Source organism: Psychrobacter piscatorii, assembly GCF_043641605.1.
Classification (GTDB): domain Bacteria; phylum Pseudomonadota; class Gammaproteobacteria; order Pseudomonadales; family Moraxellaceae; genus Psychrobacter; species Psychrobacter piscatorii_C.
The window spans coordinates 104,301-117,298 of record NZ_JBHZRK010000004.1; the positions used below are offsets into that span (position 1 = coordinate 104,301).

The window sequence follows — 12,998 nt, forward strand, 5'->3', positions numbered from 1 at the left end:
GTCTTGATGTTTTTACATGAATAAATGCGCATTTCTGCACAGGTTATACAGACATATCGGAGTATAAAGGTGAGGTAGCTCCTAAAATCACCAACCACTCAATGCCAAATTTGAGATGCTATATGGAAATATCACCATGAGGCCGTTAGTATTAGATGCCCCAATAAGGGGACTAGCAAAGCACCTACAGACTTATCGACCCGCCACTTTTGATGAGTTTGCGGGGAATATATCCTTATTGATGCCTCTGTTTGATACGATGACGAATGTGGTGTTTTTTGTGAAAGACGATAAAGCCTGCTATCGACTCGTCAATAGAACGCTCATCAAACGCAGTGGGTTTAAGAATAAACAAGCACTAATAGGCCTGACACCCGAGCAAGTTTTTTTGAGTTCTCAAGGCAAGGATTATCTCAATCAGGATTTGAAAGTCTTAAAAGAGGGTAGAGATATCGTGGATAAGCTAGAGCTTCATAGCTATGCATCAGGCCAGCTTGGATGGTGTATTACGCAAAAAATCCCCGTCTATGATATAGAAAATTATATTGTAGCGATGGTAGGTATATCCGTAGATATTGATGAGGATAACGAGCGGATACTGCGTAAGCACGCTCGGCTGGCAAGCGTGGCTCAGTATGTACGAGATCATCTTGATCAAAAAATTCATATCGTCCAATTAGCCAAACTGACAAATCTGAGTCAATCACAGCTAGAACGTACGTTTAAAGCCGTACTAAATATGTCGCCTATTCAGTTTGTACAAAAAATGCGTCTAGAGCATGCCATTCGATTATTGGCCAATCATAAATTGACCGTGACTCAAATCTCTTTGAATTGTGGTTATGGAGACCATAGTGCTTTTAGTCGACAGTTTAAGCAATTTACTGGCATGTCCCCTGTGAGCTTTCGTAAAATACATTTTAAAGAATCATAAATAAGCGCAGCCAGATATGGTTTTTAACTCTAAAATAACTTTCTAACAACTCCGAAGCTTATCTATATAATCCGCCCAATCTTGCATCATCTGGATTCTAGTATCGATCTCATCGAGTCTATTGTAAGCCCCGCCATGTGTATCTTTTATCCTGTGGCCCAGCTGTAACTCTGTGACGATGTCTGAGTAGCGTAGCTCAGGCTGTTCCATGAGCAAGGTTTTAGCCGATGCTCGAAATCCATGCGCACATTGCACATCTTTGTATCCAAGCCGATGAAATATCTGTACCAGTGTCGCTTTACTGATATAAGCATTGCTTGAACCACGCATTGAGGCAAAGACGTACTCCTTATGGCCTGTGATAGACTGAATATTTCGTAATCGCGCAATCACTTGCGTGGCTAATGGCACAACCAAGTGCGATACCATGTCGTCGCGACCTTCGCCTTTGGTCGGGGAGAACGCCCATGTATTATTATCCCAGTCAATATCCTGCCAACGCATAGAGCGTAAATCAATACTACGGACAAACACATAAGGCAGTAAATTCATGGCTTCTAATGTGAGCTTGCTTGCCCCTTTGAAATCGGCCATATCCTGTAAAAGCGTCGCAAACTGCTCCGGTTTGGTAATGGCTGGCAAGTGATTGCTTGAGCCAGCTGGTGCCAGCTCGCCACGGGTGTCAATCGCTACATTTTTATCGCATAATCCTCGTGCGACGGCGAATGAAAATACTTTTTCCGTATAAAGCCGAGTGCTGGCACCAACGAAAGTCGCTTGATTATCATTATGTTGGATTGCTTCACACACACTTAGTATCATCTCACTGGTGATATCATTCATCCTTAAGTCGCCAATGTTTTGGCACATGTATCCTAAGCACAAATCCCAAAATTTGAGTGTCGACTCACTAAACGCAGGCTTTTTCGATTTGCTTTGCTGACGACTGGATGTTTTGTGAGCTCGCCATGCTTGAGCAATGTCAGCGAATGTGGCGTTTTTTAGGTGAGCATACTTATTCACTTGCTCTTTTTGCTGTATGGCTTTGGGGTCAGAGCCGTTTGCGACCATATTAAGTATGGTCTCTGCTTTGTACTTGACCTCATATAGACTGATGTCCTCAATCTTGCCCAGCATCATTCTAGGTCGCTTACCATCGACATGTGGATGAGAGTAGCGTAGGTAGTATTCTTTTTTACCGTTTGGATAGACACGTAGACTCAAACCCGCGATACCTGAGACACTGACCGAGTAATCCTTATCTCGACATTCAAGTTTGTTGATATCATTTATATTGTCGACAGCCATGTTCTTATCCGTAATGTTTATGAGGAAAATGCGTGATGGTTTATGCAAATTCGATAACTTATGAAAATACCCTTATATAAAGAGCCAGAGAGTATTTGGACACTGATGTGGACACCGATATTTATTCTAATAATATTACAGGCCTTTTATACAAAAGGATTTATATATTAATTATCCCCAAGGCTCACTTGGGGATAATTGTAGCATATTGGGGAAATAAGGAGTAGACCACACGCTTATTGGGTTAAGTATCGTTTTTCGCTCATCATTTCGGTACATAATTAGAGAAATTGATAAAGCGAATCGTCCATTTGGTAAGCGATAGCGCGGATTTATCGTAAAAACCACGGTCGCGTACGCGCACAGAATATAAAAATTAGGGTCATAGTACTGTTCTATGCAAATCTGGAAGGTGCTATTTTAAGGTCTAATATCAGTGCAGGCACGTAAAACGACTAAAAGCTAATTTTCTAAGTATTCATAAAAACAAAACTCAGCAAGTCTATTGGCAAATTTAAAATAGGGCAGATAAATGATGCATAATAAGATAAACTGCCTCGCGAGCGCTAATGGAATTCAATATCTGTCAAAATGAGTGAACAGCTACCATTTGGCGACCAGATCAACTGTGAAAGAAAATTTATAAAAGACTATTGATATAAGGCACATCGTTATGGAACAAAGAAGCAACTCTATGGAAAAAAGCCAAGACGCTGTAGAGCACAGACCTGTCTTTATGCCTAGAGTCAACAGTGACAACCTAGTAAAAACAGACATGGTCAGATTTGAACGGCATGTGGGGTTTGCGACCAGACAAAAGAAAAAATCTATCAATGATATGCATCAAGTCATTCGCAAAAAGTATGGCTTTAACCATGTTTTGGAATTATCCAGTAAATCTGGCAATAAGCTGAGTTTTCCGCTGAGTCCGTTCAGCTTAAAAATCACTGATGAGCATGATGGTAATCAATACAGTGTCGAAAATGCTTTTCAATCCAGTATGGTTTTTGAAGATGGTGGCCCTTACATTGACTTGCTGACAGCACCGCCAAGACAAGCCAGAAAGGACGAGCGATTAATGACCTCGGGTGAACTCATTGGCTACAATTATTTTGGTATGGAGTGGGGTACAGAACCGTTGACTGTGTTTTATGATTGGCTATATGTAAATGCCCTAAAACAAAATCCTCAGCTACATGAGGAGGTGATGCAATATCAAGCCTTTACCGATATTACCTTTAATCCCAAAAAGTCTATTCATAGTGCAGCTTATGCACTGGCGTTATTTGTGGCGCTTAATAAACGTGAGATGCTTGATAATGTTGAAGATCCAATGACATTTTATGATTTATGTAGTGAGTTTAAAATCAGTAATACTGAGCATCTTTTGGAAGAAGGTTGGATTTGATAAATGAGTAACGATAAACATGAGAAACCATAGGCTATTGATCGTCTCTCTTATTTTATCTGCCTTCACGTCATATTACTTAATAGCCAGACTCATTGTCTCGACAATGAGTCTTTAACCATCGTTTATCCATTTATCTAAGAGTGAACTATTAGACTCTGTACTTATGAGCAGGTTTTTTCCTTATCCCAAATTTCACGTTTGCTAATAATAACCCTGACAATATCAATATCATTGCCAGCATTTTCCACCACGTTACAACTTCGCCCGTAAGCACTACGGACGTTGTCATACCGAATACCGGCACTAATAGAGCAAACGGCATAACCTTGGAGGCAGTGTTTTGACTGAGTAGATGTGCCCAGAGTCCAAAACCCACTAAGGTTGAGATATACACGATAAACCCAAGTGATAGCCAAGATTTGAGCGATGCATCCGTAAATGTCGCCAGCTGCCATGCATCAGTCTCAAACATAAGAGAAGATACAGTTAAGATCACGCAGGCAATGAGTCCGCCCCATGCTACCAGTGCTAGAGCAGACAAAGCAGAGATCTTGTTTTTCCCAGTGGTAGGTGCGATAGTAGCCACGTCTGTTTTTTGTTGTGCTGCTTTTAAGGTCGCTTGTGCTGAGGCTTGCTTGGATGCAATGTTACCAAAGCTCCAACCGACTGCGGCAATCAAGATGCAGACAAATCCAGCCACAGGCATATCTCCACCAAGGTTTAGCGCAATCACGCTAAGGCCTAATACTCCGACCAACATACCGATGATTTGCATGCGACTGACTGCTTCGCCCAAAATAAAGTACGCCAACAGTACAGTGATAAAAATCTGCATTTGTAGCAACAACGCCGTCAAACCCGGTGACGCACCTAGATGCATGGCCGTAAATACAAAGGCATATTGCATGACGAAGGTACCGATAGCATAGATGAGTAAGGTACGGTTAAACGTAGGTGGCTTAAGAAACAAAACCAAGGGTACGGCGGTAAAGAAAAAGCGTAGAGCAGTCAGCATTAGTGGCGGGAAGCTCTCTAACCCCCACGCAATAAAGGTGAAATTCACACCCCAGATAAAGGTAACTAGTACAGCCAGTGCAGTGTATATAGGGGTCATATGATCGTCCGTGCTTAATTTTTATACTTAACACTTTTGTTATAGTTGGAAGCTACACTTCACCTTTTGCCATATACTCTTCAAAAGAGAGGCGAATATGCGCGCCGACACTACGAAATGGATCAGGCGGTATCCAGCTCGGCACTGAATGGTTAAGGATAAAATCCAGCTCTGGACTTTGTTTGCCGCAGATGTGCTCCGCCATATAATGACCTAAATAAGTGCCTTTTGCCACTCCAACACCATTCATGCCAGCAATGGCGTATACGTTAGGCTTATGCTCCGTAAAGACAGGTTGGTGATTTATCGTGACACAGATCATACCGCCCCATGTGTACTCAAATGGTACGTCTGGCAGTTGCGGAAAACGCGCTAAATAAGACTGACGATGCTTGGTTTTTACCTTGTCGAGTGATGCCCCAGTGCTAGATAGGGTAGGCTGATAATTTAAAGTATTGCGGATAAATATTCGTCGATCTGGTGTAAATCTCACCGTCGTGCCAGCTGGATGCGCAGAAGTAAGTCCCCAAGGTGCTATATTTTTAGTAGCCTTGTCTTTAAAACACTGCATTTCATTATCATTCAGCGGGCGAGTCAAACTGGCATAGGTGAATATCGGCGTTATTTGATTAGGAGCCACACCAAATTTTTCTGTAAATGCATTTGTGGCTAAGACGATGGTATCGGCACTGAGTCGCGCTTTTGGGGTTTGGATGACTTTATTGGCCAAGTCTATTTCTTGGACTGGCGTATTCTCGAACAAGGTCACATTAGCGGGTAGCGCACTGGCGACGGAGATTGTTAAGGCTGCTGGATTAACCAATATATTACCTGGTGTATAGACTGCACGCTTATAGTAATGCGTACCCAATTTCTTTGCTAGGGCATCACCACTTAGTATCTCGTACGGTTCTCCGATGGCTTCTAACGTCTTTACAAAGTCACTCAAACCAGAGAAGTGCTTTTCCTCATGAGCCGCCAAATACTTACCAGCCTGGTGCCAACAAACCTCTAATCCTTGTTGCTCTTGAATACGCTGTAGTCGCTGAATAGCAAAGGTATTCAAGTCGCGAGCCTTCGTGTTTTCCTGTGCATCAGGCTCTGTAGGATCTAGGTTGTGAGGTATATCAATAATAAATCCTGCATTACGACCAGACGCTCCTTGACCAACTTCTAGCGCATCAACAAGGGCAATGCGCGCCTCTGGAAGGAGTTCAGCCAATCGGCCAGCGGTCGCGAGACCTGAGAATCCTGCACCAATGACAATAACGTCAAAGTGCTCGTTTTTTTCAGCTTGCTGCACGGGCATAGGACGTGTAAAAAGTACAGACTCAAACCAACCAAGCTGACCATCTATGGCAGGTAGTCTTTTGATCTGTCGCATTGGATAACTCCGTGATATTAGGGCTTTCGTTATTTTTAGATAATACTAATAGTAGCTATAAAAGTTAATTTTCTTTAGGTGCGAGCTTAGCTCACAAAGATAGGGTGATTCTCAATCATCAATCATCGGTTTTTCATCTTCGGAGTTTTTCATACTATGTCTTTCAATCATTAAACGCTTTTATAATGATGTTTGCACATTGTTCAGGCGCTTCCATTGGCAGCAGATGCCCATTGTCCGACAGCTCAATGATTCGCTCGCTAGGGACAAGGTGCTGCCAAACTTTACGCACCTCATCGCTGATAAACATAGAAGGTTTGCCAACGACAATAGTGTAAGGCAAACCAACAGTGTTAAGGTCTTTTAAGGCGTCATTAACAAAAGGGGTATCGAAGTAGCTTGCTAATTCTTGCTCAGGAGCGAAAAGCAAACTATATTGCCCTTGCTTATTTTGGACAAGACTATTTTTTGCAAAGATATAAAGATTGTTGTCATCAATACGCTTAAAAGCACGATGCGCCCGTAGATAGTCATAGTAGGATTCAACGCTTTCCCACTGTGTTTGCTTGGCTTGTGTGCTTTTAAAAGGCTCTTGAGTTATCTTTAAATCGTCAGGTGCTGAGTTCATCATGAGCATCTGCGATTTGGTAAAAGTAACGAGCTCTATCAAATACAGTTGTGAAAATAGCTCTGGACGTTTGGCCGCGGCAATGGCGGTGGCAGTCGCGCCTTGAGAATGTCCAATACCTACAATAGGCTTATCCTGTGTCCTCTCTAAAAAATCAATCAATATATCAGCATCTTGCTCGCGAGTCAGCTTTTTGACGGATGGTAGATCGTACCAATAGCCACGCATGGCAAGACTGTTGATAGTAAATTGCTCACTGAGCTTGGTGAGTAGCGGCAAATAGACACCAGCCGTAAAACCATTGCCGCCATAAAAATGCGCAGGAGATAACGGGGCGTTTTTATCATTATTAACCAAAGCAGATAAGTCATAATAGCGGGCTTTTTTATTACCTAGGGTCATTGCCCGTTCGAATGCTTGCATAGTATTGGCCTTATTATTTGTTAACTATCAAAATTTCATCAATGATCAAAAACATGTTAAGTAAAAAAGTTGTCAGTATTTTCACTACTGCATATCAAAAATCAAGCAAGTCGTGGTGGCATGAGCATACAGTTTGCCATCAGGCCCAACAATGCGTCCCTCAGCAGTGGCCGTTTGTCTCCCGACATGGATGATATTAGCCTCAGCGCGCACTAGCGGAATGGCTTTGGTCAACGCTCGAATCATATTTACTTTAATCTCTAATGTGGTATAGCCTTTACCAGCTGGCAAGGTTGAGTGAATGGCGCAGCCGACAGCAGAGTCAAGGATGGTACAAAACCACCCACCATGTACGCTACCTAGTGGATTGTAATGTTGCTGACCGGGTCGACCTTGAAAGATGGATTTACCGCCTTCTATGTGGATAGGAATAAAATCAAGCGTTTCACCAATCGGTGGTGAGGGCAACTCTCCCGCAAACATGGCATCAAAAAATGATTGGCCACTCATGCTGGCCAGTTGAGCAGGCGAGGTTATCCCTATAGAGCCTAATGTAGCGCGTATACGCACATCATCAGCTTCCCAATTAGCCAGCGTATTATTAATATCTGTTTTCGTAACATCCATTTTACAGTCCTTGTGTATGGGTTTTTTATACATTCTATTTGGTGGGAGCGGCTTATAAGCGACGCGCAGATTTGTTGGCAAAGAAGTAATATAAGATAATATAGTTACTACTAAAAAGATAGTAACTCTTAAAAATAACTCTTAAGAATACAGTTACTATGTATATTTATTCTTAAGAGTTTTTCATTATTTCTAATAGAATTGCTGGCAAGTAGCATAAAATTTGAGGCCATTTATGCCAATATATTCGCGTGAGAATGGCAGCTGGTGGTAAGTACGTATCGCTAAAAGAATTCTTTAATACAACAGAGCGTACGGGTGATTCAAAGGCGAGTTAAGCACGATTTTTTTTGCCAAATAACACGAGCACAAGCAATGGCTTATGAAAAAGAGTTGATTGTGCAAAAGAAGGATTGAAAAATCATCAAGAAATGATAACGCTTAAAATCTATATAAAACGCTTATTTAAACTTTTTTTGGATGGCAAGTTTACCAATCTCAACGCCAGTCACTTTGTCAATGACGACAGGTTGGATTTCCTCACTTGTCTCAGAATCTACAAAAATAGCCCTTTTATCATAGTCTGAACAAGGACTGTGAGTAAGACCCCATTCCCTTAAGATGAATAGTATCGGTAGTATATCTTGACCTGCCTCCGTTAATAGATACTCTTCGCGCGGCGGCTGTGTCGAGTAGCGGTGTTTTGTCAATACACCTTCTTTGACTAGAGTGGTTAGACGTTTGGTCAACACCGACGGTGCAATGCCTAGGCTGTTATGAAATTCATCAAATCGTGTCAGTCCCATATGAGCATCGCGTAAGATCAGCAAGCACCAAGGATCGCCAAACACCGAAAGGTTGTGAGCGATAGGGCAAGCAATAAGGCTGGGGCGATCTAAAGACACTTTAGCCATAAATATCAACGTTAGTTTCTGATTTATAGATGATTATACCTTAAATGGTCATAACTTTAGGGGTCGTCTTAATGAGCTTGAATGGCTCATTTTTTCTTGATGCTTTGCTACCCAAGTAAATACTATTTGAGCTTCAAAGCATCAATAACGGCTCGTAGCGCAGGTGACACATTATGATGCGGATAATATAAATGAAAGCCGCTAAAGGTATGACTGAACTCTCTCAATATATGAATAAGCTTGCCGTTTTTTAGCTCATCTTTAATCATATCGATGGGCACATAACCAATGCCTAGCCCTCGTTTTGCGGCATCAATCACTGAGTAATCAGTCGAGAATACCCACTGTCCTTGCGTCTTTAATTTATATGGTTGACCATCAATCATAAAATCCCAGTGATACATACCGCCACCCATGAATCGATAGCCCAAGCAATTGTGATCGTTCAACTCTATAGGTGTTTTGGGAAAGCCAAACTCATGGAAATAGTCTGGCGAACCGACTACAGCAATCTCCTCATCGTAGTCGATACGTACCGATATCATACCTTCGGTGATTAAACTACCAAAGCGAACCCCTGCATCAAATTGTGTGCTGATAATATCTGACAAAGCAGTATCGCTAATCAACTCGAGTTCAATATCAGGATATAGCTGTTTGAATTTGGCCAGCTTTGGTAGCAGCACTTTATCAATAGCATACTGACCAGCACTAATGCGTACCAACCCCGCAGGCGTTTCGCGCAAATGCTTGAGTCCATCTAACTTCTCATCTAATAAACTAAAACTCTGCTCAGCGGTCACAAACAACGCTTCGCCTGCATGTGTTAAAGACAAGCTACGGGTGGTTCTCGTGAATAACTGTAGACCTAAGCGCTGCTCTAATAACTTAATAGAGCGGCTCAGTGCGGATTGTGATATCCCAAGTTTGACAGCGGCCTTAGTAAAACTACTCTCTTGAGCAACCAATAAGAAAGCATGCAGCTCATTATAATTCTCTTGTTGTCGCATATTCAGAACCTGAGTGAATAAATAAAAGTTAAAAAATGGGTATTATCACTAGAATCGTAGAAGTATAAGATAATCTCATGACTTTAGAGAATATATTATAAACAATTTTGTCTTGTTTATAACATGGCTATTTCTACTCACACATTATGAATAATCATCAGATAAGTGATGATTTACTATCAAAAAGGACAACCAATGACCTTACCATCAATGATCAAAAAGCTTAGCCTGGGAATACTGCTCAGCTCAACCATCCTTGGAGCGAATCATATGGCACAAGCCGCCACATCTACCGTCCCACTCGTACAAAAATGGGATAAAACTTTTGCTAAAAGTGATAGCGTCACACATCAAAAAGTAACATTCAAAAACCGTTATGGCATCACGCTTGCCGCAGATCTTTATATACCAAAATCCTATAACGGCAAAAAGCTAGCAGCATTAGCTGTTGGCGGGCCTTTTGGCGCTGTGAAAGAACAATCGTCAGGCTTATATGCGCAAAAGATGGCAGAAAAGGGCTTTGTCGCTATAGCTTTTGATCCTTCTTATACGGGTGAAAGCAGCGGTACGCCTAGAAATGTCGCGTCCCCAGATATCAATACGGAAGACTTTAGTGCAGCGATAGATTACTTAGGGTTACGTCCTGAGGTCGATAGAAATCGTATTGGCGCTATTGGTATCTGTGGTTGGGGCGGAATGGGTTTAAATGCCGCTGCGATGGATACGCGAATCAAAGCGGTCGCCACGACCAGTATGTACGATATGAGTCGTGCGATGGGACATGGGGTAGGTGACGGTGATGATCGCTATGATGCAGGCGATCGTCAAGCAGTATTGAAACATCTCAATCAACAACGCTGGATAGACGCAGAGAAAGGGCAGCCTGCGACGGCCAATCATGATCTCTATGTAGACGATAACGACAAAGTGACCACGGCAGATCGTATTTTGCCCGAAACGTTAGATAGTAATCCAAACCCTGTGCAAAAAGAGTTTTTCGATTACTACCGCACAGATCGGGGTTTTCATAAAAATGCAGTGAACTCAAGCGGCGCATGGACGGCGACGACGCCTTTATCATTCATGAATATGCCACTGCTGAGCTATATTGACGAGATATCTCCGCGTCCTATCTTAATCATTGCTGGCGAGGATGCCCACTCACTTTATTTTAGTAAAGATGCTTATCAAAAAGCCAAACAACCAAAAGAACTGCTCATTTTACCAAATACGAACCATGTCGATTTATACGACCGCATGGATAAAATCCCTTTTGACAAATTGACAGACTTTTTTAATAAAAACTTGAAATAAAAAAAGAGAGTAGTGAGTTATAAAAACAACCAGCTACGTGATGGCCGGTTTTTCGTTTAGTTTAAAACCCATTTTTTAATAGATTCTCAATACAATATCGAGAGTGTGTATGTTGAACACCAAAGAAAAAGAAAAAAATGTAGAACAGCCCGCCTATTGGAGTGGGGTTTTTGCCATGACATTGTGCGTTTTTGCATTAATTGCCTCAGAGTTTATGCCTGTGAGTCTACTCACGCCGATAGCAGTAGATCTCAGCATCAGTGAAGGGATGGTAGGTCAAGGTATTGCCATTTCAGGTGCATTTGCGGTTATCACAAGTTTGACGATCTCTCGTGTGGTAGGCAATATGAATCGTAAAACGCTATTGTTGCTTTTAACTGCCATGATGGCGGTATCAGGAACCATTGTGGCACTGGCGCAAAATTATATGATTTATATGATTGGAAGGGCACTGATTGGAGTGGTTATCGGTGGATTTTGGTCCATGTCAGCAGCAATGGCGATGCGATTAGTGCCACCCTCAGATGTGCCGCGGGCCATGGCTATTTTTAACAGTGGCAATGCCTTGGCAATGGTCATTGCAGCACCTTTGGGCAGTTATCTTGGGTCAATCATTGGTTGGCGCGGTGCCTTTTTTTGTTTAGTTCCTGTGGCTCTATTAGCTCTTATTTGGCAGTGGATCAGTTTACCTGTTATGCAAGTCACCACAGATAAAAATGACAAAACTCCCTCTATCTTAGGATTGCTCCGTAATCCTATCGTCATGATTGGTATGTTGGCCGTCAGTTTGTTTTTTATGGGACAGTTCTCACTTTTTACTTATGTAAGACCATTTTTAGAAACCATCACTCAAGTTAATATCTCTACTTTGTCACTTATTTTGCTTGGCATTGGCATGATGGGGTTTATTGGCACGTGTGTGATTACCATTTTCTTAGAGCGGCATTTTTATACAACTTTGATTGTAATTCCTATTCTTATGGCAGCAATTGCAGCGACGTTGATATTTTTTGGTACATCGACCATGGTTGTGGCAGTGTTACTTGGTCTTTGGGGGTTTTTAGCAACAGCAGCCCCTGTTGGTTGGTGGAGCTGGCTTGCTCGCACATTGCCAGAACAGGCTGAAGTAGGGGGTGGCTTGATGGTCGCTGTGGTGCAACTGGCTATTGCATTAGGTTCGACAGTAGGTGGTATTTTGTTTGATCATAGCGGTTATCAGGCAACGTTTGTATTTAGCGCTGTTATCTTAGTGATTTCCGCGTTCTTAACATCGCGTTTGACCGCGCAGTAACTACTTTAGGGGAGTTTAACAGATGAATATGAGCAACCGTATGATCATTATGATGGCTGTTGGTATCTTGCCAGCATTGAGTGCTTGTGCTGACGATCAAAATGGCACATCAAACTCGTCCATTGTGCATGAAAGTTTGACGCAAAAAACAAGCTCTAATAATACAGAGCAACCGATATCAGAAAAGGAGCAAGTGAATATGTGGATGACAATTAATGGAAATCGTTTTGAAGTGTTGGCTGAAGACAACGCGACTGCGCATGCTTTTGCGGCACAATTACCCTTGACGTTAAATATGGAGGATTTGCACAGTAATGAGAAGCACGCTCAGCTACCAAATGCACTGCCAACGAATGCCAGTCGCGCAAATACTATTAATAATGGTGATGTCATGTTGTATGGCTCATCAACGTTAGTAGTGTTTTATAAGAGTTTCTCTTCATCCTATTCTTATGCGCGTATTGGTAGATTGAGTCAGCCTGATAAGTTAGCTGATATACTGGGACAAGGTAATGTGCAAATTGAATTTAGTCGTGAACAACACTGATTAGTATCAATGCTTTATAAAAAAAACTCAAACGTCCGCTAGGTTAGTTCACAGTATTCTCATAAGAAACACATGATGACTGCTTGCTTGGTT

Annotated in this window: 12 protein-coding genes; 5 read left to right on the top strand and 7 right to left on the bottom strand. The window is 42.0% G+C overall.

Features of this window, described 5'->3' with window-relative positions:
• Positions 1 to 136 precede the first annotated feature (136 nt).
• Entirely contained in the window at positions 137 to 934 is a 798-nt protein-coding gene (locus ACHUET_RS05325; RefSeq protein WP_394211270.1) for a helix-turn-helix domain-containing protein, read from the top strand.
• A 42-nt stretch (positions 935 to 976) separates the two neighbouring features.
• On the opposite strand, the gene ACHUET_RS05330 is transcribed toward ACHUET_RS05325, so the two are convergent.
• On the bottom strand, positions 977 to 2,242 hold the full coding sequence (locus ACHUET_RS05330; RefSeq protein ID WP_394211272.1) for a tyrosine-type recombinase/integrase: 1,266 nt from the start codon (positions 2,240 to 2,242) through the stop codon (positions 977 to 979).
• Positions 2,243 to 2,936: 694 nt separating this feature from the next.
• Between ACHUET_RS05330 and ACHUET_RS05335 the strand changes: the two genes are divergently transcribed.
• Positions 2,937 to 3,650 (top strand): DarT1-associated NADAR antitoxin family protein, encoded by a 714-nt coding sequence (locus tag ACHUET_RS05335; RefSeq protein WP_201599385.1) that lies wholly within the window; start codon positions 2,937 to 2,939, stop codon positions 3,648 to 3,650.
• 151 nt (positions 3,651 to 3,801) lie between these two features.
• Here the strand turns inward: ACHUET_RS05335 and ACHUET_RS05340 are convergent, their stop codons facing one another.
• The 6 genes from ACHUET_RS05340 to ACHUET_RS05365 all read right to left on the bottom strand — a co-directional run bounded on the left by ACHUET_RS05340 (position 3,802) and on the right by ACHUET_RS05365 (position 9,753).
• Entirely contained in the window at positions 3,802 to 4,767 is a 966-nt protein-coding gene (locus ACHUET_RS05340) for an EamA family transporter (RefSeq protein ID WP_394211274.1), read from the bottom strand.
• Between the two features lie 52 nt (positions 4,768 to 4,819).
• Positions 4,820 to 6,151 carry an NAD(P)/FAD-dependent oxidoreductase gene (locus ACHUET_RS05345; RefSeq protein ID WP_394211276.1) on the bottom strand — a complete coding sequence of 444 codons (1,332 nt, stop codon included), beginning with the start codon at positions 6,149 to 6,151 and terminating at the stop codon, positions 4,820 to 4,822.
• A gap of 163 nt (positions 6,152 to 6,314) precedes the next feature.
• On the bottom strand, positions 6,315 to 7,202 hold the full coding sequence (locus tag ACHUET_RS05350; protein WP_394211277.1) for an alpha/beta fold hydrolase: 888 nt from the start codon (positions 7,200 to 7,202) through the stop codon (positions 6,315 to 6,317).
• Between the two features lie 84 nt (positions 7,203 to 7,286).
• Complete coding sequence (locus ACHUET_RS05355) at positions 7,287 to 7,829, bottom strand: PaaI family thioesterase (protein WP_201599361.1); 543 nt, start codon at positions 7,827 to 7,829, stop codon at positions 7,287 to 7,289.
• Between the two features lie 461 nt (positions 7,830 to 8,290).
• Positions 8,291 to 8,743: a winged helix-turn-helix transcriptional regulator gene (locus ACHUET_RS05360; protein ID WP_394211280.1), complete on the bottom strand. Its 453-nt coding sequence runs from the start codon at positions 8,741 to 8,743 to the stop codon at positions 8,291 to 8,293.
• Between the two features lie 122 nt (positions 8,744 to 8,865).
• Complete coding sequence (locus ACHUET_RS05365) at positions 8,866 to 9,753, bottom strand: LysR family transcriptional regulator (protein WP_394211282.1); 888 nt, start codon at positions 9,751 to 9,753, stop codon at positions 8,866 to 8,868.
• Positions 9,754 to 9,948: 195 nt separating this feature from the next.
• On the opposite strand from ACHUET_RS05365, the gene ACHUET_RS05370 reads away from it, so the two are divergent.
• From ACHUET_RS05370 to ACHUET_RS05380, 3 genes are all read left to right on the top strand, one after another.
• Positions 9,949 to 11,067, top strand: coding sequence for an alpha/beta hydrolase (locus ACHUET_RS05370; RefSeq protein ID WP_394211284.1), 1,119 nt, complete (start codon positions 9,949 to 9,951; stop codon positions 11,065 to 11,067).
• Positions 11,068 to 11,176: 109 nt separating this feature from the next.
• On the top strand, positions 11,177 to 12,358 hold the full coding sequence (locus ACHUET_RS05375; protein WP_394211286.1) for an MFS transporter: 1,182 nt from the start codon (positions 11,177 to 11,179) through the stop codon (positions 12,356 to 12,358).
• 22 nt (positions 12,359 to 12,380) lie between these two features.
• On the top strand, positions 12,381 to 12,905 hold the full coding sequence (locus ACHUET_RS05380) for a cyclophilin-like fold protein (protein WP_394211288.1): 525 nt from the start codon (positions 12,381 to 12,383) through the stop codon (positions 12,903 to 12,905).
• Positions 12,906 to 12,998 lie beyond the last annotated feature (93 nt).